Source organism: Bradyrhizobium sp. 187, from assembly GCF_023101005.1.
Lineage (GTDB): Bacteria > Pseudomonadota > Alphaproteobacteria > Rhizobiales > Xanthobacteraceae > Bradyrhizobium > Bradyrhizobium canariense_D.
Genome location: NZ_CP064693.1, coordinates 4,012,081 through 4,033,768, shown reverse-complemented (window position 1 = coordinate 4,033,768; position 21,688 = coordinate 4,012,081). Strand labels below are relative to the sequence as shown.

The window sequence follows — 21,688 nt, the reverse complement described above, 5'->3', positions numbered from 1 at the left end:
TGGTGGCTTTCCCCCCGCAACCTCGGGTCCGACAGGCTTTCGATCCCTGCGGTTAAAAGCCCCTGGTCTCTGGAACTGCCACGGGACCTCTGCTAGCGCATGCGCAACCCAAATTTTGCTGGAATTTGACATGATCGATGCCATCCGCCCCCTGATCGCCGGCAACTGGAAAATGAACGGCCTGAAGGCCTCGACTGCCGAATTCGACGCCATGCTCAATGGTGCGACAGAAGTGGCCGGCAAAGCCGATTTGCTGGTTTGTCCGCCGGCGACCCTGATCGCAGCTTTCGCCGAGAAGGCCTGCGGCAAGAAGGTCGCGGTGGGAGCCCAGGATTGCCACCCCAAGGCCTCCGGCGCCCATACCGGCGACATCGCCGCCGAAATGCTGGTGGATTCGGGTGCGACCGCTATCATCGTCGGCCATTCCGAGCGCCGCGCCGACCATGGCGAGGGCGATGCCCTGATCCGGCAGAAGGCAGAGGCCGCCTGGCGCGCCGGGGTGACGGCGATCGTCTGCATCGGCGAGACGCAAGCGCAGCGCGATGCGGGCCAGACCCTGGATATCCTGCGCGGCCAGCTCAACGGTTCGCTGCCGGATGGCTCGACCGCCGCCAATCTGGTCGTGGCCTATGAGCCGGTCTGGGCAATCGGCACCGGCCTGACCCCGACGTCCGGGGATGTCGAGCAGATTCATGGCTTTATCCGGGAATTCCTGACCTCCAGGTTCAAGGCCGACGGCGCCGGGATGCGGATCCTCTATGGCGGCTCGGTCAAGCCCTCGAACGCGGCCGAGCTGATGGCCGTGAAGAACGTCAATGGCGCGCTGGTCGGCGGGGCCAGCCTGAAGGCGGCCGATTTCCTTGCGATTGCGCAGGGCTGTTCCTAGCTAACTTCAAACCTTAGGACCCGGCCGATCGGGGGTGGCAATGACCCGTCTGATCGTGTAACACCGCGCAACTTCAGGAAAACCCCGCGAAGCACGATTGGCCGCCGTCTCGGCGCTGTCGGCTTGTGACGGAAGGACACTATGCAGACCGTTGTCATCGTCATTCACCTCATGATCGTCACCGTTATGATCGGCGCCGTCCTGCTCCAGAAGTCGGAAGGCGGCGGCCTGGGCATGGGAGGTGGCGCAGGTTTCATGTCGAGCCGTGGCACGGCGAACCTTCTGACGCGGACCACGGCGATCCTGGCCGTCGGCTTCTTCCTCACCAGCCTGTTCCTGTCCTGGTATGCCGGCTACGACCGCAAGCCGTCGTCGATCATCGGCGCACCGGCGTCGCAGACGCAGCCGGCCGGTGGCGGACCGATCGCGCCACCGACCTCGGGCGGCATCCTGGATTCGCTGAAGAAGGCCGACGAGCAGCAGCAGGCTCCGGCACCGAGCGGCCCGCAGGTACCGCGTTCGCAATAAAGCAGGGGGGCCATGCAGGGCGGCTTCTACCGTCCTGCATCAACAATCCCCATCAAGGCTCTGTCACCACTCTTAGTTCTGGCTCACCCACAGCCCCGCAAAATGTTTGGGGCGGAATACGAATCGCTTTGGCGAATCGAATTCGAGGGATTAGAGGTTAAGCCCCATGGCGCGGTACATATTCATCACCGGCGGCGTGGTTTCTTCGCTCGGCAAGGGTCTGGCTTCAGCGGCACTCGGTGCCCTGTTGCAGGCGCGGGGCTACAAGGTCCGCCTCCGCAAGCTCGACCCCTATCTCAACCTCGATCCCGGAACGATGTCGCCGTATCAGCACGGCGAAGTGTTCGTGACCGATGACGGTGCGGAGACCGACCTCGATCTCGGCCACTATGAGCGCTTCACCGGGCGGCCAGCGACCAAGGCCGACAACATCACGACCGGGCGCATCTACCAGGACATCATTTCCAAGGAGCGGCGCGGCGATTATCTTGGCGCCACCATCCAGGTGGTTCCGCATGTCACCAACGCCATCAAGGATTTCGTCCTCGACGGCAACGACGATTACGACTTCGTGCTGGTCGAGATCGGCGGCACCGTCGGCGACATCGAGGGCCTGCCGTTCTTCGAGGCGATCCGCCAGCTCAAGAACGAGCTGCCGCGCGATCACGCCATCTACATTCATCTGACGCTGCTGCCTTACATCCCGAGCGCCGGTGAGCTGAAGACAAAGCCGACGCAGCACTCCGTCAAGGAGCTGCGCTCGATCGGCATCCAGCCGGACATCCTGCTCTGCCGTACCGATCGCGAGATCCCGAAGGAGGAACGGCGCAAGCTCGGGCTGTTCTGTAACGTGCGCGAGAGCGCCGTCATCGAGGCGCGCGACGCCGACAGCATCTACGCTGTCCCTCAGGCTTACCACGCCGCAGGCCTCGACGACGAAGTGCTTGCCGCCTTCGGCATCGGCTCGCGGATTCCGCCGGAGCTGCGGAGCTGGCAGCAGATCAACGAGCGCATCCGCAATCCCGAGGGCAACGTCACCATCGCCATCGTCGGTAAGTATACCGGCATGAAGGATGCGTATAAGTCGCTGATCGAGGCGCTCTCCCATGGCGGCATCGCCAACAAGGTGAAGGTCAATCTCGACTGGATCGAAAGCGAGATCTTCGAGAAGGAAGATCCCGCGCCGTTCCTCGAGCACGTCAACGGCATTCTGGTGCCCGGCGGCTTCGGCCAGCGCGGCGCCGAAGGCAAGATCCGCGCGGCGCAGTTCGCGCGCGAGCGCGACGTGCCGTATTTCGGCATCTGCTTCGGCATGCAGATGGCGGTGATCGAGGCAGCTCGGAATCTCGTCGGGATCGAGGAGGCCAACTCCACCGAGTTCGGCCCGACCAAGGAGCCCTTGGTCGGCCTGATGACGGAATGGCTGCGCGGCAACGAGCTTGAGAAGCGCACCAACGCCGGCGATCTCGGCGGCACGATGCGCTTGGGCGCCTATCCCGCGGCGCTCAATCGCGGCAGCCGCGTTTCGGAAGTCTATGGCGGCGCGACCGAGATTTCCGAGCGCCACCGCCATCGCTACGAGGTCAACACCGCCTATAAGGATCGCCTCGAACAGCACGGGCTGAAATTCTCGGGCCTGTCGCCCGACGGCGTGCTGCCGGAGATCGTCGAGTACGAGGATCACCCCTGGTTCATCGGCGTCCAGTTCCATCCGGAACTGAAGTCGCGACCGTTCGAGCCGCATCCGCTGTTCGCGTCGTTCATTCGCGCGGCAATGGTTCAGAGCCGCCTGGTGTAATCGCTCAGCGCGTGGCGGTGCAGTCACCTGCAAGATGCATCGGCTCCGGCGCGGCCGGCATTGACGTATCAGGCGCAAGCGATCCCGTGACGAGCTTCATCTGCGGCCGTCGCGTCAGCTTGTAGACGGCGGCCGGCGGCACGTTCAGCAGGGCACGATCCACCAGCTTTGCGCGCAAGCCCAGCCGGTCGAGCACGGGCCGCGGGATCGGACAACTCATGCCCTAGGTGAACTGGTAGAAGGCGCCGCCGGGGCGGACATGACTGAACGCGCCACCGACGATCGAGACCACCTTGCGCGTCGACATGTTGAGCAGCGGCAGGCCGCTCACGACCGCGCCGACGGGCGCGCCGTCATAGAGGCGCTCCGTTGCGAGCCGCCCTGCATCCATCCACAAGACGCGCGCGTTCGGAAAACGCATCTGGAGCACCTTCATGAAGTCGGAGCCGTATTCGATCAGCGTGAGGTCCTGCTGGCGCACGCCGCGTTTGAGCAGCTTGTAGGTGAACGCGCCGGTGCCGGGGCCGAGCTCGAGAACAGGGCCGGTCGATGCGGTGATCTCGCGGGTGATGAGATCGGCCAGCGCCGCGCCTGACGGCGCGATCGCGCCGACGCGGCGCGGGGCTGACATCCATGACAGGAAGAACGAGAGGAAATCGTTGGGCATGCGCACTCCGGCATCTTGGTTGCGCCTCGCAGGTCAGAGGTGAGGCGGCCGAACAATCGCTTGAGTGCATTGCGACAGCATTGCGTGCCGCCTGTCGATTGCGTCAATTCTCCCGGACGGGCGGCAGTGACATCCTGAAGCACGCGCCGCCGATCGCTGTGTCCGCGACCGAGATGTGGCCGCCATGCAGGAGCACGATCTCGCGCACCATGTTGAGACCGAGGCCGGCACCGCGATCCAGCGGTGTCAGCCGGTAGAACGGTTCGAATATCTGTTCGCGCTGATCGGCCGGAATGCCGGCGCCTTCGTCCGTGACCTCGATGCTCGCGGGCCTGCTGACACGAATGCCTATGGTGCCGCGGCGCGGGCCGTGCTGGATCGCATTCTGCACAAGGTTGGTCAGCGCGCGCTCCAGCGCCGCCGCATCGCCGATCGTTTCGACCGGCGTGGAGGGGGCGTCGAGCGCCAACTCGTAGCCGGCGGCAATGGCCAGCGGCGCAAGATCTGCGGCCGCGCTTTGCGCGATTGCGACGAGGTCAACGCGCGTGAAGGGATGGCCGCAGCGGTCGAGCCTTTGAATGTCCAGCAGCTGCTCGGCAAGCGTTGCCAGCCGCGCGGAATCCTCCAGCAACCGGGTCTTGTCCGGCCCCGCTGGAAGCGACTCCAGCCGCGTGTTCAGGATCGCGATCGGTGTGCGCAACTCGTGTGCGGCATCGGCGACGAAGCGCTTGTGGCGGGCATAGCCCTGGTCTAGCCGCGCCAGCGCGTCGTTGACCGCGGTCACGAGCGGCACGACTTCCAGCGGAATCCGGTCCAGCGACAGCCGCGCGCCGCGTTGATGGATGTCGATGCGCCGCGCCTGGTCCGCCGTCGCATCGAGCGCCTCGAAGGCGCGCCGCACGATCATCGGCGTGGCGATGAACGTCGCCGTTCCCATGAGGAGCAGGCCAGGCAGGGCGATGCCGAGCAGTGCAAGCGATGTCATGATCAACGCCTTGGCGCCCGTGAGCTTGCCTTGCGTCGCCGTGATGATTTGCACATTGCCGGCGTCGGTATCGACCCGCTTCAGCCGCGCCGGGGGCTTGCGCGGATCGTCCTCGAACAGCTGCCAGCCGAGCCGGGCCTGGCTGATCTGGTCGAGGCCGCTGCCGATGGCGGCGAATTCGGCCGGCACGGCGCCTTCGCTTAGCGAATGTCCCTGCCTGTCGCGGACCAGGAACCAGAGATCGGGGGTCTCGCTGCGCAATTGTTTCAGCTCGGTCGTCGGCCGCAGGACCAGGTCGCCTTGCGCGTCGCGTCCGAGCGCGCGCTGGACGATATCGATCACGCGATCTTCGTCGCGCCCGGCGATCACGAATCCCGACGCGCTCAATGCCCCGACGACGACGGCAACGAGCGCCGTGAGCAGCACCGCCTGGAGCGACAGCAGGCGCCAGCTCAGCCGCGAGCGCAGGCAATAGGGTTCGTGGTGCTTGCTCATAGCAGCTTCTTCAAGAGATAGCCGACGCCGCGGATGCCGTGGATCTCCACGCGCGCATCGGCTTCCGAGAGTTTGCGGCGCAGGCGCGACACGTGCGTATCGAGCGCATTCGACTGGATCTCGTCGTCGAAACTGTAGACGGCTTCTTCCAGCGCGGAGCGCAGCACGGTCCGGCCCATGCGGCGGACCAGGGCTTCCAGCACGAGGAGCTCGCGTCGCGGCAGCTCGAGCGGAGCCCCGTCGATGCTTGCCTCGCGATGGCCGAAATCGAAGGCGAGGCGGCCGGCGTGCATGATGTCGGGATGCAGCCCGGCGGGCCGGCGCAGCACGGCGCGCAGCCGCGCCAGCAATTCCTCTACCGCAAACGGCTTTGACAGATAATCATCCGCCCCGCAGTCCAGTCCGGCGACCCGGTCGGCGAGTTCGCCGCGCGCCGTCAACACGATGATCGGCACGCCGTCGGCGCGCGCCCGCAGTTTCGGGATCAGGGTGAGACCGTCGCCATCGGGAAGCTGGCGATCGAGCAGGACGGCGGCGTGGACGTCGGCAGAAATGGCCTCTTCCGCCTCCGCGAGCGTGGGGGCGTGGTCCACCACCATGTCGTAGCGCTTCAGCGCCGACGCCAGCGCGTCGGCCATTTCGACCTCGTCCTCGACGAGCAAAATCCGCATGATCCGCACCTCAACCTCAATCGCGCCATTCTAGCGGCCGTATCATTGCGGCAGCATTGCGGGAACCCGCTCTCGATGAAGCGGCTTGAGCGGGCTCTAGCCATGCACGGAACGCTACCGGGGCGGCTGAGCGGGCCTCAAGACACCGTCGGGGCCGGCCGTTATAACCGCCGGACCTGATCAGGGAGGAATATGAATGATCTACGAAATGCGCATCTATCGCTGCGTGCCCGGCCGCCTGCCGGCACTGCTCAAGCGGTTCGAGACCGTCACGCTGAAGGTGTGGGAAAAGCACGGCATCAAGCAGGCCGGGTTCTTCACGACCCTGATCGGTGAATCCAACCAGGAGCTGACCTATTTCCTGGCCTGGGAGTCGCTCGCCGAGCGCGAGAAGAAGTGGGCCGCCTTCATGACCGATCCGGACTGGATGAAGGGGCGCGCCGAGAGCGAGGCGGACGGCCAGATCGTCGGCAACATCGTCAGCCAGATCCTGGCGCCGACCGCCTTCTCGGCGGTGAAGTAGAGGCGGCCGGCGCGAGGGCGTCGCGGAGAGCCTGGGCGCAACCCTGATATTCTGGGAGCCCAGGCCGAATGGGGTTGATCCGCCCTTCATCGCGGCTATGGTCGCGCCGGAACGAGGGATTTGCCTTGAGCTCTTCGACGTCAGCGGCGCCGGTCGTCACCATTGGCAAGGTCAAATTCGGCAATGATCTGCCGATCTCGATCATTGCCGGGCCGTGTCAGCTCGAAAGCCGCCAGCATGCGCTGGAGGTGGCCTCCGCGCTGAAGGAGATCGCCGCGCGGCTGCAGATCGGCCTCGTCTACAAGACCTCATTCGACAAGGCCAATCGCACCAGCGCGTCGGCCGCGCGTGGCCTCGGACTTGCACAATCGCTGCCGATCTTCGCCGAAATCCGATCGTCGCTCGGCCTGCCGGTCCTGACCGACGTGCATGACGCCGGGCAGTGTGCCGAGGTGGCGCAGGCGGTGGACGTGTTGCAGATTCCCGCCTTCCTATGTCGCCAGACCGATCTGCTGCTGGCGGCGGCCGCAACCGGCAAGGTCGTCAACGTCAAGAAGGGTCAGTTTCTTGCGCCCTGGGACATGGCCAACGTCGTGTCCAAGATCACGAGCGCGAACAATCCCAACGTGCTCGTCACCGAACGCGGCGCGTCCTTCGGCTACAACACCCTGGTCTCCGACATGCGCGCGCTGCCGATCCTGGCGCGCACCACCGGCGCCCCCGTGATCTTCGACGCGACTCATTCGGTGCAACAGCCGGGCGGGAAGGGGACGTCTTCCGGAGGCGAGCGCGAATTCGTGCCGGTGCTCGCACGCGCAGCCGTCGCCGTCGGTGTTGCCGGTATCTTCATCGAGACCCATCCCGATCCTGACAGCGCGCCGTCCGACGGACCCAACATGGTGCCGCTGCGCGAGTTCGAAGGGCTGATCCGAAGGCTGATGGCGTTCGACGCGCTCGCCAAGGATTCGACCAAAGCCGACCCGCGCTGATGCAGCAAGGCGAGGCGCGGGCGCACGATCACGGCCTGCCGGCCGCGCTTTACGTCATCTCCGGTGCAAGCTTCGCCGCGGCGCTCTCCGCGCGCGCGCTCGATCCGGTGCTGCCGCACGTCGCGGAGGACTTTGGCGTCAGCATCGCGACCGCTGCCGGTTTTGCCGCGGTGTTCGCCTTCACCTTCTCGATCATCCAGCCGATCGTCGGCGCCGCCGCCGATCTGTTCGGCAAGACGCGGCTGATGATCGGCTGCCTCGCGCTGCTCGGCCTTGCCAACATCCTGGGGGCGCTCTCGAGCTCATTCTCGGTTCTGTTCGCGACCCGTATCCTCGCCGGTATCGGCTCCGGCGGCGTGTTTCCGGTGGCGCTCAGCCTGACCAGCGATCTCGTCGGTCCGGAGAAGCGCCAGGTCGCGATCAGCCGCACGCTCGCCGGCGCGATGGCGGGCAATCTCCTCGGCGCCTCGGCCTCCGGCCTGATCGGCGATTTCCTCGGCTGGCGCGGCGTGCTGGCGGTGCTCGGCGCGCTGGTGATCGTTGCCTCGATCGCGGTCGCCGCCGGTTTTCGTGGCGCCAAGGTCAAGCATCCGCCGAAGACGAGCCTGTCGGCGCTGAAGGCGGGCTATCGCACCATCTTCACCAACCCGAACGCCTATGTCTGTTATGCGGCGGTGTTCATCGAAGGCTGCTGCGTGCTCGGCCTGTTTCCCTACATCGCTTCGTTCCTGTTCGAGCTCGGTCAGACCTCGCTCTCGATCGCGGGCATCGTCATCGCGGGCTTTGCGGTCGGCGGCTTGTTCTACACGCTGACGGTGTCGCGCCTGCTGCCATGGCTGGGCATGAAGGGAATGATGATCGCGGGCATGACGCTGGTGGCTTCGCAGCTCGTTGCCGTCGGCTTCGGCCTGCGCTGGGAAGTGCAGGCGTTCAATCTCATCGTGATGGGATGGGGCTTCTACATCGCCCATGGCTGCCTTCAGATGTTTGCCAGCGAACTCTCGGTCGAGGCGCGCGCAACCGCGTTGTCGCTGCATTCGTTCTTCTTCTTCATGGGGCAGACGGTGGGGCCGCTCGCCTATGGACTTGGCCTCCAGCATGGCGGCAAGATGCCGACCCTGTTCGCGAGCGCCGCGATCATGGTCGCGCTGGGCTTCGCCTGTGCGCGGCTGTTGAAACAGCGGGCGCCATCGGATGCAGTCGCCTAAAAGATGTCTAGCGCCTGACGCGGCGTATCGTCATTTAGAACCTCCTTTCCTCAGTTTATGCTTCATCTGGGAAAGCATCTTGGGGCCCCCCGCCGATAGTCTCTCGGCAATCGCACCAAGATCCGGATCAGCATTACGATATTTGCTGCCCCATAAGCCAAGCTCGGCGAGGACAGGCAGCAGATCAATGCCCGCCTCCGTAAGGCGATAAATCGCCTTCAGTTTATGCGTGGGGTCGTCATGACGGGTAAGCACGCCGCCTTCTTGCAGCGTTTGAAGCCGCTCCGCAAGCGTCCGCGATGATATCGATTCATCGGACTGCAGAAATTCCCGGAAGTGCTGTTTCCCCGCGAAAACGATGTCACGCACAATCAGCAGCGTCCAGCGATCGCCGAGCAACTCCAGCGACAGACTGATTGGGCAACCTGATCGCTGTCTTCCCGACATCCGTAGTTCTCTTTGTAAATCGATTTACTATTGACATCATTCGAGGCTGACGTCAATGCTTCCAAATGTAAACCAATCATAAAGTCTCAATGCTGGAGGAGTGGTGGAAAATGCCCGCAGATATCCATCAGGTGGCAAGCGGCGGCTTTTACATATTTCAGAAGGTGACAGAGCTCCCGGGCAGGAAACTGCGCAAAGACGTGACTTATCGATCTGTCCCGCTCGATGACGCCCGCAGCAGCATGATCGCAAACGGGATATCAGCCAGCTTCACGGAAGCGTTGATCGAAACCCCAGCGAGCTTCAATCGCCAAGAGCGATGGGCACTCGACACGCCAGCTTCAGAAAACACAACTCGAACGACCTTCAAACAATGGGCTGCTGAATCGTTCGCAGCTTCGATCCTTGCATGATTCGAGAGAATAGACCGATGCGAAAACTTATCCTTCAGATGCAGGTGTCAGCCGATGGCTTTGTCGGCTCCTACGGAACGGTAAATTGGCAGCTATGGGGTTGGGGTGACAACAACTTTTGGGATGATGAACTGAAGCGCGATTTCAATGCACACTTCGAGCGCATCGACACGATTCTTCTCAGTCGGAAGATGCTGAATCAAGGGTATCTACGGCATTGGGAGAACGCAGCGAACCGCTACCCAACTGAGCCATTCTACGCGTTCGCTAAGCGTATCACAGAAATGAGCAAAATGGTTCCGACGAATAAGCCAACGGAGCCGGCGTGGGAACGAACCACGCTTGTCAGCGGAGATTTGCACGAGGTGGTCGGCGCCTTAAAGAGCCAACGAGGGCGCGACATTGGCGTGTTCGGTGGCGCGGGGTTTGCCGCGGCGCTGATCGAACAAGGTCTCGTTGACGAGTTTCAATTCTACGTCAACCCGGCGGTATTGGGTGACGGCGTCAGGATCTTCGCGGCGTCGGGGTTCAGGAAGCTAAAATTACTCGAGGCAAAGGCTTATTCGAGCGGCATGGTTGTTAGCCGCTATACCTCGTCCCCCGAGCGAGCAAATCTTCGCGGTCGAGACCGAACGCGGTGAGTCAGAAACGGTCTCTTCAAGCTCAGCCCCGGCCGCGATAGGGCGCGACGCCCTGCTCGGGCACCCACAATCCCTTCGGCGCGCGGCCCGTCTGCCAGAACACGTCGATTGGAATGCCGCCGCGCGGATACCAATAGCCCCCGATGCGCAGGAACTTCGGCTTGATCTCGCTCGCGATGCGCTTGCCGATCATCACGGTGCAGTCCTCGTGGAAGGCGCCGTGATTGCGGAAGCTGGCGATGTAGAGCTTGAGCGACTTCGATTCCAGCAACCATTGGCCGGGGGCGTAGTCGATCATCAGATGTGCGAAATCCGGTTGTCCCGTGACCGGGCAGAGCGAGGTGAATTCCGGCACGGTGAAGCGTACCAGATAGTCCGTGCCCTTTTGCGGGTTCGGCACGCGGTCGAGCTGCGCTTCTTCCGGTGTGTGCGGCCATTCGACCGCGCGGCCCAGCTGAAGGGATTTCTTCGCCATTGTCGTCACATCCTGTTCCGCGTGCCGGGATGGACGCAAATGCCGCTGTCGTCAACCGGCGGCGACCGTCTGGATCATGACGATCCGGTCGTTGCCGGATTCGCAGCCCCAGAGCTCGCCCGGCCTCCCGTCGAGCTGGCGCACATTGGCGTTAGCCTTGTCGCTGGCGAACACGTTGAAGCGCTCGGTGGCGGGATCGAAGCGGACGATGGCGTTGGCGGAGAAATCGGTCAGCCAGACTTTGTCCTTGTCATCGACATAGACCGCGTAGGTGCGGGGACGCTCGCCGGGCAGCTTCCAGGTATTCCAAGAGTCTTCCGCGGGATCGTGCACCGAGACGTGGCCACTGTTCCACTCGCTGACCCAGATCCGGCTTTTCGAATCCGACCAGACCCGTCGCGAACCCTGGCTCGGCGTCGGCGGCTCGACCACACTGGCGCTGCCCGTCGCCGGATCGATCCTGGCAATATAGCTGCCGGCAAGCGAGGCATACCAGACGTCGCCCTTGGGCGTGACGGTGATTCCGTAGGGGCCGACGCCCTTGGGCGCCCTGAACACGTCCATCCCGCCCGCGTTCGGCTTGAGGCGGCCGTAATAGCCGGACTGGCCGGTGAACCAATAGGTGCCGTCCTTGTCGAACACGCCGGTGTTGAGATTGGCGTAGGCGAACTTCTCGGGCAGGCGGAACAGGGTGACCTTGAGGTCGGAAGGATCGACGCGGGCGATCGCATTCTGGCCGCCCTCGGTGATCCAGGGCGCGCCGTCGGGGCCGATGGTCACGCCGTGCGGGGCGGCGCCCTGGCCGAGGCTGACCGTCTTATGGCTGCCATCCTTCGGATCGAGCCTGCCGAGCAGGCCCTTGCCCTGGGCCGTAAACCAGACCGTGCCATCGGGAGCGGGAGCGAGGTCGTGCAGACCGATGCCGGAGCTAATGGGGTAGTATTTTGTCCGGAACGGGCCTTCCTGCGCAAAACTCGGGCGGGTCGCGAGGAGGGCGATGCTCGAGGCAAGAAACTGGCGGCGATTCATGGCGTTACCCCGACTGTTTCAGATTGAGGTTTTGCGCGCAGACCAGATGCGGTCAACCTTAGTCCGAGCCGCTTCACGCGTCAGTCGAAGCCCACCCTCCAAGCGTTCACATTTGCTTGCGGTCCGTGTAAGACCCGCGGCACCGATCAGCTCTAACGAACGGAAGTGCACATCATGACCGCCATCATCGACATCATCGGCCGCGAAATTCTCGATAGCCGTGGCAATCCCACCGTCGAGGTCGACGTCGTGCTGGAAGATGGCGCGCTTGGCCGTGCTGCCGTGCCGTCCGGCGCCTCCACCGGCGCCCATGAGGCGGTGGAACTACGCGACGGTGACAAGACTCGCTATCTCGGCAAGGGCGTCACCAAGGCGGTCGGCGCCGTCAACGGCGAAATCTTCGAGGCCCTGAGCGGCCTCGATGTCGAGCAGCAGGCCCAGCTCGACCAGATCATGATCGACCTCGACGGTACGCCGAACAAGAGCCGGCTGGGCGCCAACGCCATCCTCGGCGTGTCGCTCGCCTGCGCCAAGGCGGCCGCGAACTCGCTCGACATGCCGCTCTATCGTTACGTTGGCGGCACCTCGGCGCGGCTGCTGCCGGTGCCGATGATGAACATCATCAATGGCGGCATGCACGCCGACAATCCGATCGACTTCCAGGAGTTCATGATCCTACCGGTTGGCGCGTCCTCCTTTGCCGAGGGCTTGCGCTATGGCGCGGAGGTCTTCCACACCCTGAAGTCCGAATTGAAGAAGGCCGGTCACAACACCAATGTCGGCGATGAGGGCGGCTTTGCCCCGAACCTGCCGTCGGCGGACGCCGCGCTCGAATTCGTCATGAACGCGATCGGCAAGGCCGGCTACAAGGCGGGCTCCGACATCGTCATTGGCCTCGACTGCGCCTCGACGGAGTTCTTCAAGGACGGCAAATACGTCTACGAGGGCGAGGGCAAGACCCGCTCGATCTCCGAGCAGGCCAAGTACCTTGCTGATCTCGTCTCGCGCTATCCGATCGTGACCATCGAGGACGGCATGTCGGAAGACGACATGGACGGCTGGAAGGAGCTGACCGACCTCGTCGGCAAGAAGTGCCAGCTCGTCGGTGACGATCTCTTCGTCACCAACGTCAAGCGCCTCGCCGAAGGCATCAAGGCCGGACGGGCCAATTCGATCCTGATCAAGGTCAACCAGATCGGCACGCTGACCGAGACGCTCGCCGCCGTCGAGATGGCGCACAAGGCCGGCTACACCTCGGTGATGTCGCACCGCTCCGGCGAGACCGAGGATTCTACCATCGCCGACCTCGCGGTCGCCACCAATTGCGGTCAGATCAAGACCGGCTCCCTTGCGCGCTCCGATCGCACCGCCAAATACAACCAGCTCCTGCGCATCGAGCAGCAGCTCGGCAAGCAGGCGCTCTACGGCGGCAAGGCGGCACTGAAGGCGCTGGCATAAGCCAGCGGTCGGACAAGAACAGGGGAGGATCGACATGAGCGACGGCAAGAACGGCCTGCAACTGCGTTCGCTGATCAAGAAGAGCGGTGAGCTCGAAATCTCGCTGCTCGACGTGCCGACCCCCGAACCCGCCGCGGACGAGGTTGTCGTCCGCGTCGAGGCCGCGCCGATCAACCCGTCCGACCTCGGGCTCTTGATCGGCGCGGCCGACATGAGCACGGCAAAGGCTTCGGGCACCAAAGAAGCTCCCGTCATCACCGCGAAAGTGCCGGAAGGCGCGATGCGGGCGATGGCAGGCCGGCTCGACGAATCCATGCCGGTCGGTAACGAAGGCGCGGGAGTCGTGATCAGGACCGGCTCCTCGGATGCCGCGAAGGCGCTGATGGGCAAGACCGTCGCCATGATCGGCGGCGCGATGTACACGCAGTATCGCACGTTGAAAGTGCGCGAGTGCCTGCCGCTGCCGGAAGGCACCACGCCGGCCGAAGGAGCCTCCTGCTTCGTCAATCCGCTGACCGCGCTCGGCATGACCGAGACCATGCGGCGCGAGGGTCACAAGGCGCTGGTGCACACTGCGGCCGCATCCAATCTCGGGCAGATGCTGAACAAGATCTGCATCAAGGACGGCATCCCGCTGGTCAACATTGTGCGCAGCAAGGAGCAGGCCGACATCCTGCACAAGATCGGCGCCAAATATGTCGTCGATTCCACCGCACCGAGCTTCCTCGGCGATCTCACCAATGCGCTGGTCGAGACCGGCGCTACCATCGCCTTCGACGCCATCGGCGGCGGGAAGCTCGCCGGCGACATCCTCAACTGCATGGAAGTCGCGATCAACAAGACCGCGAAGGAATACAGCCGCTACGGCTCCAACGTGCACAAGCAGGTCTATGTCTATGGCGCGCTCGATGTCCGCCCGATTGAGCTGCCGCGCGGCTTCGGCATGGCCTGGGGCGTCGGCGGCTGGCTGCTGTTTCCGTTCCTGATGAAGATCGGGCAGGCGGACGGGGCCAGGCTGCGCCAGCGCGTCGTCGACGAACTGAAGACCACGTTTGCCAGCCACTACACCAAGGTGGTGTCGCTTTCCGAGGCGCTCGATCCCGCCAACATCGCGGTGTACGCCAAACGCGCCACTGGCGAAAAATTCCTCATCAACCCGAACAAATAATCGGGACGTGCGACGGCACGTCACCGAAAGAAGGTCTTGCCTTCTGAGCGAAGCCGGGGATTATTCCGCCGCCATTTGCACGCGGGAAAACCGCGGGGCGCTCAGAAGGGGACCTCATGACCGATCTTAATCGCCGCCATTTGCTTGCAGGCGCCGCCACCTTCGGTGCGGCTGCCGTGACCGGCTTTGGGCCGACCGTCGCCAATGCCTCAGTACCGCAAGCCGGCACGCAGGCGCCGGGCTTCTACCGCTACAAGGTCGGCAGCTACGAGTGCACCTCCATCAATGACGGTGCGCGCACTTTCCCGATGCCGGACAAGTTCGTCGTCAACGCGCCGAAGGAGGAAGCGCTGGCCGCTGGCGAGGCGGCCTACATGCCGAAGGGCATGGTCACGGTGCCGTTCAACCCGCAGCTCATCAACACCGGCTCCAAGCTCGTGCTGATCGATACCGGCAACGGTGTCGCCAATCTCGAGCCCAGCAAGGGCGCGGTCGGCCGCACGCTGCAGAACCTCCAGGCCGCCGGCGTCGACCCCAAGAGCATCGACGTCGTGCTGCTCTCGCATCTGCATCCCGACCACACCAACGGCATTCGTCTCGCCGACGGCGCGCTTGCCTTCCCCAATGCGGAGATCATGGTGCCAGGCAAGGACTGGGAGTTCTGGACCAGCGAGGACAACGCCGCCAAGGCCGAGTCCAACGCGATGATGAAGACCTACTTCGCCAACGTGAAGAAGACCTTTGCCGGCCTCGAATCCAAGGTGACGAAGTACGAGTGGGGCAAGGAGGTCGCACCGGGCATCACCTCGATCGCGACGCCCGGTCACACCCCGGGGCACACCTCGTTCGCGGTCGCCTCTGGCGATGCCAAGGTGCTGATCCAGTCCGACGTCACCAACATCCCGGAGTTCTTCCTGCGCAATCCGGACTGGCATGTGGTGTTCGACACCGATGCAGCGCTGGCGCAGGAAACCCGCCACAAATTCTACGACATGGCGGCGGCCGAGAAGGCGACCGTGATCGGCTTCCACTTCACCTTCCCCTCGGTCGGCCATGTCGAGAAGGACGGCGCCAAATATCGCCTGATCCCGTCGGCGTGGAATCCGACGATCTGAGCCGATTTGCAGATTTGTACCAGGGATCGGGCCGCCACTTGGCGGCCTGATTGTTTGGGCAACCGTTCAGAAACCCAGCGTTTCCAAATCCGACCGGTCCATGCACTTGCATCTATCGGTCGAGATCGCTTAAGTGCCGACCCGGCACTCCCGCTGAAGATTTCGAGGACACTCCATGGCCTACAATATCGCCACGATCGCCGGCAGCCTGCGTAAGGACAGCTTTTCGCTCAAGATCGCCAATGCGCTCGCCAAGCTCGCGCCGGCCTCGCTCAAGCTCGAGGTCATCACGCCGGCCGGCATCTCGTTCTTCAACCAGGACCTCGAGGGAGCGCCGCCGGCGGATTGGCTGTCTTTCCGCGAAAAAATCCAGAAATCGGACGGCGTCATCTTCGTCACGCCGGAATACAATCGCGCGATCCCGGGGGTGCTGAAGAACGCCATCGACGTCGCCTCGCGGCCCTATGGCAAGAGCTCGTTCAACGATAAGCCGGTCGGCATCATCGCGAACTCGCCGGGCCCGCTCGGCGGCGTCAGTGCCGCCAAGACGCTCCAGAACATCCTGCCGGGCATTTCCGGCCCGATCATGCAGCAGCCGGAGGCCTATCTGAACGGGGTGGGCGACGCGTTCGATGCCGACGGCAACCTGACCAAGGAGTCCCTGAAGCCGGTGCTCCAGGCCTATATCGACGCGTTTGCGGTGCACGTCGCGAAGCATCACGGCTGAGGCCGCGAACCCCGGGTCTCCGTCATGGCCGGGCAAAAGCGCGAAGCGCGTCTTCGCGCTAGATGTCCCGGCCATCCACGTCTTTGCCAAATTGACGAAGAACGTGGATGCCCGACACAAGGCCGGGCATGACGGCTGAGCCAGGCATTGGAACGCCAAGCGGGCGGGCAATTAGCACGCCCTTAACCAACCTGTCCCATCTTCCCAGGATGGTCTCCCGCGCGCGCCTGAAATCGATCCTGACCGGTCTTGCCCTCTATGCGATGGCGGCCGCCATCGTCGGCTATTTCGGCGTCAACGCCTATACCGGCAAATACGGCCTCAACGCCCGCCAGGAGCTCGACCAGGAGATCGTGGCGCTGACCAGCGAACTCGCGCAGCTCAAGCGCGAGCGCGCCAGGAGCGAGCAGCGCGTTTCGCTGCTGCGCTCCGCGAAGATCGACCCCGACATGCTGGACGAGCGGGCGCGCTTCCAGCTCGACTACGTCAATCCGCGCGATCTCGTCCGGACGATCCCGGCGAACTGACACGCGAGCGGCACAAGCGCCATTTGCGGGGTTTGCGGTCTGCCGCTGACTCCATCGAGCCAGCGCGATTGCGATATGCAAGCAGCCCGTTGCTTCCTGCGGCTGACGTGAGCGGATCTGCGATCGGTATTCCACACACGATGTGGGAGTCGGGGAGCTAAATGTTGCCCGATCCGCGTCAAAGATTTTGCAATATTACGATCGCGTTGCAGTGCGGCATAATGAAAGGCGTGCCATGCCGCCGCGGTGCTTTCCAAGGGCGTTTGACTTGGGTTAGACAGGGCTGAAGTTTTCTCTGACCCGGAATTCCCATGGCCGCACCCAAGAAAGCCGCCGCAAGTACTGCACAGGACAAGACCGACGGCGGTTCGCCCCCGGAATTCACCAGAGAGCAGGAGCTCAAGGCGCTCCGCGACATGCTCCTGATCCGGCGGTTCGAGGAAAAGGCCGGCCAGCTCTACGGCATGGGCGCGATCGGCGGCTTCTGCCACCTTTATATCGGCCAGGAGGCCGTGGTGGTCGGGATGCAGATGGCCCTGAAGCCGGGCGATCAGGTCATCACCGGCTATCGCGATCACGGCCATATGCTCGCCACCGGCATGGAGGCCAAAGGCGTCATGGCCGAGCTCACCGGCCGTCGCGGCGGCTATTCCAAGGGCAAGGGCGGCTCCATGCATATGTTCAGCAAGGAGAAGCACTTTTACGGCGGCCACGGCATCGTCGGCGCACAGGTCTCGCTCGGCACCGGGCTCGCTTTCGCCAATCACTATCGCGACAACGACAATGTCAGCGTCACCTATTTCGGCGACGGCGCGGCCAACCAGGGCCAGGTCTATGAGAGCTTCAACATGGCGGAGCTCTGGAAGCTGCCGGTGATCTACGTCATCGAGAACAACCGCTACGCCATGGGCACTTCGGTCTCGCGCGCCTCGGCGCAGCAGGATTTCTCCAAGCGCGGCGCCTCCTTCAACATTCCCGGCCAGCAGGTCGACGGCATGGACGTCCGCGCCGTGAAGGCCGCCGGCGACGAGGCGACGGCCTGGTGCCGCGCCGGCAAGGGACCCTTCATCCTGGAGATGCAGACCTACCGTTATCGCGGCCACTCGATGTCCGATCCCGCAAAGTACAGAACGCGCGAGGAGGTCGAAAAAGTCCGCCACGACCAGGATCCGATCGAGCAGGTGCGCAACCGCCTGTTGGCCGCCAAGGTCAGCGAGCAGGATCTGAAGGCGATCGACGCCGAGGTGCGCGACATCGTCAACGCGTCCGCCGATTTCGCCCAGCATGATCCCGAGCCGGATGCCGCCGAGCTCTGGACCGATATTTACCGCTGAACGCGCGCAAGCTTTCTTTTGGAGCCGATATGCCAATTCAAGTGCTGATGCCCGCGTTGTCGCCCACGATGGAGAAGGGCAACCTCTCCAAATGGCTGAAAAAAGAGGGTGAGACGATCAAGTCCGGCGACGTCATCGCCGAGATCGAGACCGACAAGGCGACCATGGAGGTCGAGGCGACCGATGAAGGTACGCTCGGCAAGATCCTGATCCCCGAGGGCACCGCCGACGTGGCCGTGAACACACCGATCGCGACAATTCTGGCCGATGGCGAAAGTGCCGCCGATCTCGCCAAGGCGCCCGCGCCTGCCCAGCAGCAGAAGGCTGCCGAATCCGTAGCCCCTGCCGCCGCGAAGACCGAGGCTCCAGCTCCCAAGGCTGCGCCGGCGCCGCAGGCCGTCGCAGAACCCGACCCGGAAGTGCCCGCCGGCACCGAGATGGTGACGCAGACCATCCGCGAAGCCCTGCGCGATGCTATGGCCGAGGAGATGCGCCGCGACGCCGACGTCTTCGTGATGGGCGAAGAGGTTGCCGAATACCAAGGCGCCTACAAGGTGACGCAAGGGCTGCTTCAGGAATTCGGCGCCAAGCGCGTCATCGACACGCCAATCACGGAGCACGGCTTTGCCGGCATCGGCGTCGGCGCCGCGATGACCGGGTTGAAGCCGATTGTCGAGTTCATGACCTTCAACTTCGCTATGCAGGCGATCGACCAGATCATCAACTCCGCGGCCAAGACGCTCTATATGTCCGGCGGCCAGATGGGCTGCTCCATCGTATTCCGCGGGCCCAACGGCGCCGCTTCCCGCGTGGCCGCCCAGCACAGCCAGGATTATTCGTCCTGGTATTCGAACGTCCCCGGCCTCAAGGTCGTCGCGCCGTTCTCGGCCGCTGATTACAAGGGCCTGCTCAAGGCTGCGATCCGCGATCCCAATCCGGTGATCTTCCTCGAGAACGAAATGCTCTACGGCCACACTGGCGAGGTGCCGAAGCTCGACGATTTCGTGATTCCGATCGGCAAGGCGCGCATCGTGCGCTCCGGCAGCCATGTCACGATCATCTCGTGGTCGAACGGCATGAGCTACGCGCTGAAGGCCGCCGACGAACTCGCCAAGGACGGCATCGAGGCCGAAGTGATCGACCTGCGCACGCTGCGTCCGATGGACACCGACACCATCGTCAACTCCGTCAAGAAGACGGGACGTGCCGTCACGGTGGAAGAGGGCTGGGCCCAGAGCGGTGTCGGCGCCGAGATCGCCGCGCGGATCATGGAGCATGCCTTCGACTATCTGGATGCGCCTGTAACCCGGGTCTCCGGCAAGGACGTGCCGATGCCGTATGCCGCGAACCTGGAAAAGCTCGCGCTGCCTTCGGCTGCCGAAGTGGTCGAGGCCGCCAAAGCCGTCTGCTACAGGTAGACCATGGCGGGTCCGAAGGAGCAGCCATTGCCACCCGACGTCCTCGTCCGCGATGATGCGGTCGAGATCCTGCGCGTGTTCGTGCTGGACGGCGGGCTGTCGATGGCGTTCCAGCGGGCCTTCGACGAGCCCGACATGTGGGGCCTGCTGCTCGTCGATCTCGCCCGTCACGCCGCGCGCGCCTATGCGCGCGAGAGCGAATACACCGAGGAGGACGCGCTGAACCGGATCATCGAGATGTTCCAGGCCGAGATCGAGCGTCCCACCGACACCGGCACCACGACGCCGCGCGGGAAGGGGCACTGACCGTGGCGATCGAAGCCTATCATTTCGATTTCATGCTGGAGGCGATCCGCGAGGCGGAAGCCTCGATCGCGCAAGGCGGCCTGCCGATCGGCGCCGTGCTGACCCGCGACAACAAGGTCATTGCCCGCGGCCACAACAACCGCGTGCAGGAAAACAACCCGATCCTGCACGGCGAGATGAGTTGCCTGCGCGAGGCGGGTGCGATTTCGTTCCACGATACCGTCATGTACACCACGCTGTCGCCATGCGCGATGTGTGCCGGTGCGCTCGCACTGTTCAAGGTGAAGCTCGTGGTGATTGGAGAGTCCGTCACCTTCGAGGGCTCCAAGGACATTCTCGACAAGTTCGGCATCTCCTGGATCGACCTTGCCGACGACCGCTCCATCACCATGATGAAGAATTGGCGTTCCATCCCTGCCAATGAGCGCCTGTGGCAGGGCGATATCGGCAACTAACCTGGTCTGTTCGTCTTCGGTCCGGAGACGGATTTTTGCAAAGTTCTTCTTGAGGTCAGCATGCCCATCAACATCCTGATGCCCGCTCTTTCGCCGACGATGGAGAAGGGCAACCTCGCCAAGTGGCTGAAGAAGGAAGGCGACAAGGTCAAATCCGGCGACATCATCGCCGAGATCGAGACCGACAAGGCGACCATGGAGGTCGAGGCCATCGACGAGGGCACGATCGCCAGGATTCTCGTGCCAGAGGGCACGCAGGACGTGCCTGTCAACGACGTGATCGCGGTGCTGGCCGGCGAGGGCGAGGACGTGAAAGCGGCAGGTGCCGCCAAGCCCAGTGCCTCCGCCGCGCCTCCGAAAGCTGCTGAAGCCCCTGCTGCTGCATCGGCTCCTGCGCCTGCTGCGCCCAAAGCGGCGCCGGTGCCCGCCGCAGCACCTGCACCGCAGGCCGCAGCACCGGCTGCGCAGAGCAACGGCCATGCCGGCCGCGTGTTCTCCTCGCCGCTGGCGCGCCGGCTCGCCAAGGAAGCCGGCGTCGATGTTGCGATGGTGACTGGCACCGGCCCGCATGGCCGCGTGGTGGCACGCGACGTCGAGCAGGCCAAGTCCGGCATTGGCCTGAAGGCTCCCGCGGCGACGCCGTCAGGCGCACCCTCGACCGCGCCGACCATGTCGGACAAGCAGATCCTGGCGCTGTTCGAACCCGGCTCCTACGAGGTCGTCCCGCATGACGGCATGCGCCGCACGATTGCGCAGCGTCTGACCGCGTCGATCCAGAACGTCCCGCACTTCTATCTCACGATCGACTGCGACATCGGCAAGCTGCTCGCCGCGCGCGAGGAGATCAATACGGCTGCTCCCAAGGACAAGGAGAAGAAGCCGCTCTACAAGATCTCGGTCAACGACTTCGTCATCAAGGCGATGGCGGTCGCGCTGCAGAAGATCCCGAATTGCAATGTGAGCTGGACCGAATCCGGCATGGTCAAGCACCACCATTCGGACGTCGGTGTTGCGGTGGCAATGCCCGGCGGCCTGATCACGCCGATTATCCGCAAGGCGGAGACCAAGACGCTGTCGACCATCTCCAACGAGATGAAGGATTTTGCGACACGCGCCCGCTCGCGCAAGCTGAAGCCCGAAGAATATCAGGGCGGCACGACGGCCGTCTCGAATCTCGGCATGTTCGGCATTAGCCACTTCACCGCCGTGATCAATCCGCCGCATGCCACCATCCTCGCAGTCGGCACCAGCGAGGAGCGGCCTGTGGTCCGTGGCGGCAAGATCGAGATCGCGAACATGATGAGCGTGACCCTGTCCTGCGATCACCGCGCCATCGACGGCGCGCTCGGCGCGGAACTGATCGGCGCCTTCAAGCAGCTGATCGAAAATCCCGTCATGATGATGGTCTGACGCGCGGTAGAGGGG

The 21,688-nt window shown here is 63.8% G+C and carries 23 protein-coding genes and 1 pseudogene; 18 read left to right on the top strand and 6 right to left on the bottom strand.

Translation table 11 applies throughout. From position 1 onward, the window contains the following. Window positions 1–130 precede the first annotated feature (130 nt). From tpiA to pyrG, 3 genes are all read left to right on the top strand, one after another. Window positions 131–886 (top strand): triose-phosphate isomerase, encoded by a 756-nt coding sequence (tpiA, locus tag IVB19_RS19290; RefSeq protein ID WP_247370293.1) that lies wholly within the window; start codon window positions 131–133, stop codon window positions 884–886. Window positions 887–1,027: 141 nt separating this feature from the next. After that, on the top strand, window positions 1,028–1,414 hold the full coding sequence (gene secG, locus IVB19_RS19285; RefSeq protein WP_007590603.1) for a preprotein translocase subunit SecG: 387 nt from the start codon (window positions 1,028–1,030) through the stop codon (window positions 1,412–1,414). A 166-nt stretch (window positions 1,415–1,580) separates the two neighbouring features. Then, window positions 1,581–3,212, top strand: coding sequence for a CTP synthase (pyrG, locus tag IVB19_RS19280; protein WP_007590604.1), 1,632 nt, complete (start codon window positions 1,581–1,583; stop codon window positions 3,210–3,212). Between the two features lie 4 nt (window positions 3,213–3,216). Here pyrG and IVB19_RS19275 read toward each other — a convergent pair. The 3 genes and pseudogenes from IVB19_RS19275 to IVB19_RS19265 all read right to left on the bottom strand — a co-directional run bounded on the left by IVB19_RS19275 (window position 3,217) and on the right by IVB19_RS19265 (window position 6,030). Further along, window positions 3,217–3,879 (bottom strand): annotated as a pseudogene (locus tag IVB19_RS19275) (class I SAM-dependent methyltransferase). Between the two features lie 103 nt (window positions 3,880–3,982). Continuing rightward, window positions 3,983–5,359, bottom strand: coding sequence for a sensor histidine kinase (locus IVB19_RS19270; protein WP_018458073.1), 1,377 nt, complete (start codon window positions 5,357–5,359; stop codon window positions 3,983–3,985). Beyond that, the gene (locus IVB19_RS19265; protein ID WP_018458072.1) at window positions 5,356–6,030 is read right to left on the bottom strand and encodes a response regulator transcription factor; all 675 of its coding nucleotides are present in this window, start codon (window positions 6,028–6,030) and stop codon (window positions 5,356–5,358) included. Before IVB19_RS19265 ends, IVB19_RS19270 begins: the two co-directional genes overlap by 4 nt. 196 nt (window positions 6,031–6,226) lie before the next feature. Here IVB19_RS19265 and IVB19_RS19260 point away from each other — a divergent pair, with 196 nt between their 5' ends. From IVB19_RS19260 to IVB19_RS19250, 3 genes are all read left to right on the top strand, one after another. Next, complete coding sequence (locus IVB19_RS19260; protein WP_007610789.1) at window positions 6,227–6,553, top strand: NIPSNAP family protein; 327 nt, start codon at window positions 6,227–6,229, stop codon at window positions 6,551–6,553. Between the two features lie 125 nt (window positions 6,554–6,678). Further along, window positions 6,679–7,542, top strand: a complete 864-nt coding sequence (gene kdsA, locus IVB19_RS19255; protein WP_018458071.1) for a 3-deoxy-8-phosphooctulonate synthase — start codon at window positions 6,679–6,681, stop codon at window positions 7,540–7,542. Continuing rightward, window positions 7,542–8,750, top strand: a complete 1,209-nt coding sequence (locus tag IVB19_RS19250; protein WP_018458070.1) for an MFS transporter — start codon at window positions 7,542–7,544, stop codon at window positions 8,748–8,750. Before kdsA ends, IVB19_RS19250 begins: the two co-directional genes overlap by 1 nt. Before the next feature lie 30 nt (window positions 8,751–8,780). Here IVB19_RS19250 and IVB19_RS19245 read toward each other — a convergent pair whose 3' ends face one another. Beyond that, window positions 8,781–9,197 carry a winged helix-turn-helix transcriptional regulator gene (locus IVB19_RS19245; RefSeq protein ID WP_026233493.1) on the bottom strand — a complete coding sequence of 139 codons (417 nt, stop codon included), beginning with the start codon at window positions 9,195–9,197 and terminating at the stop codon, window positions 8,781–8,783. A 110-nt stretch (window positions 9,198–9,307) separates the two neighbouring features. Between IVB19_RS19245 and IVB19_RS19240 the strand changes: the two genes are divergently transcribed. Then, window positions 9,308–9,610, top strand: a complete 303-nt coding sequence (locus IVB19_RS19240; protein WP_143273393.1) for a hypothetical protein — start codon at window positions 9,308–9,310, stop codon at window positions 9,608–9,610. A gap of 17 nt (window positions 9,611–9,627) precedes the next feature. Next, window positions 9,628–10,251: a dihydrofolate reductase family protein gene (locus IVB19_RS19235; RefSeq protein ID WP_018458067.1), complete on the top strand. Its 624-nt coding sequence runs from the start codon at window positions 9,628–9,630 to the stop codon at window positions 10,249–10,251. Between the two features lie 22 nt (window positions 10,252–10,273). On the opposite strand, the gene queF is transcribed toward IVB19_RS19235, so the two are convergent. Together queF and IVB19_RS19225 are read right to left on the bottom strand one after the other, a co-directional pair. After that, window positions 10,274–10,726, bottom strand: a complete 453-nt coding sequence (queF, locus tag IVB19_RS19230) for a preQ(1) synthase (protein ID WP_018458066.1) — start codon at window positions 10,724–10,726, stop codon at window positions 10,274–10,276. A 51-nt stretch (window positions 10,727–10,777) separates the two neighbouring features. After that, entirely contained in the window at window positions 10,778–11,755 is a 978-nt protein-coding gene (locus IVB19_RS19225) for a Vgb family protein (protein ID WP_018458065.1), read from the bottom strand. A gap of 174 nt (window positions 11,756–11,929) precedes the next feature. On the opposite strand from IVB19_RS19225, the gene eno reads away from it, so the two are divergent. From eno to IVB19_RS19175, 10 genes are all read left to right on the top strand, one after another. Further along, on the top strand, window positions 11,930–13,213 hold the full coding sequence (eno, locus tag IVB19_RS19220; protein ID WP_018458064.1) for a phosphopyruvate hydratase: 1,284 nt from the start codon (window positions 11,930–11,932) through the stop codon (window positions 13,211–13,213). Between the two features lie 34 nt (window positions 13,214–13,247). Continuing rightward, on the top strand, window positions 13,248–14,381 hold the full coding sequence (locus IVB19_RS19215) for a zinc-binding dehydrogenase (protein WP_018458063.1): 1,134 nt from the start codon (window positions 13,248–13,250) through the stop codon (window positions 14,379–14,381). Window positions 14,382–14,497: 116 nt separating this feature from the next. Beyond that, window positions 14,498–15,496: an MBL fold metallo-hydrolase gene (locus tag IVB19_RS19210; protein WP_018458062.1), complete on the top strand. Its 999-nt coding sequence runs from the start codon at window positions 14,498–14,500 to the stop codon at window positions 15,494–15,496. Between the two features lie 175 nt (window positions 15,497–15,671). Beyond that, the gene (locus IVB19_RS19205; RefSeq protein ID WP_018458061.1) at window positions 15,672–16,223 is read left to right on the top strand and encodes an NADPH-dependent FMN reductase; all 552 of its coding nucleotides are present in this window, start codon (window positions 15,672–15,674) and stop codon (window positions 16,221–16,223) included. A gap of 209 nt (window positions 16,224–16,432) precedes the next feature. After that, window positions 16,433–16,750, top strand: a complete 318-nt coding sequence (locus IVB19_RS19200) for an FtsB family cell division protein (RefSeq protein WP_007590617.1) — start codon at window positions 16,433–16,435, stop codon at window positions 16,748–16,750. 311 nt (window positions 16,751–17,061) lie between these two features. Further along, on the top strand, window positions 17,062–18,084 hold the full coding sequence (gene pdhA, locus IVB19_RS19195; RefSeq protein WP_085395047.1) for a pyruvate dehydrogenase (acetyl-transferring) E1 component subunit alpha: 1,023 nt from the start codon (window positions 17,062–17,064) through the stop codon (window positions 18,082–18,084). 29 nt (window positions 18,085–18,113) lie between these two features. Beyond that, a complete protein-coding gene (locus tag IVB19_RS19190; RefSeq protein ID WP_026233491.1) occupies window positions 18,114–19,502 on the top strand; it encodes a pyruvate dehydrogenase complex E1 component subunit beta in 1,389 nt (462 codons plus the stop codon). A gap of 3 nt (window positions 19,503–19,505) precedes the next feature. Continuing rightward, window positions 19,506–19,808 carry a DUF5076 domain-containing protein gene (locus IVB19_RS19185; RefSeq protein WP_007590623.1) on the top strand — a complete coding sequence of 101 codons (303 nt, stop codon included), beginning with the start codon at window positions 19,506–19,508 and terminating at the stop codon, window positions 19,806–19,808. A gap of 2 nt (window positions 19,809–19,810) precedes the next feature. Then, the gene (locus IVB19_RS19180; protein WP_018458058.1) at window positions 19,811–20,263 is read left to right on the top strand and encodes a nucleoside deaminase; all 453 of its coding nucleotides are present in this window, start codon (window positions 19,811–19,813) and stop codon (window positions 20,261–20,263) included. A gap of 60 nt (window positions 20,264–20,323) precedes the next feature. Next, the gene (locus tag IVB19_RS19175) at window positions 20,324–21,673 is read left to right on the top strand and encodes a pyruvate dehydrogenase complex dihydrolipoamide acetyltransferase (RefSeq protein ID WP_018458057.1); all 1,350 of its coding nucleotides are present in this window, start codon (window positions 20,324–20,326) and stop codon (window positions 21,671–21,673) included. Window positions 21,674–21,688: the final 15 nt, after the last annotated feature.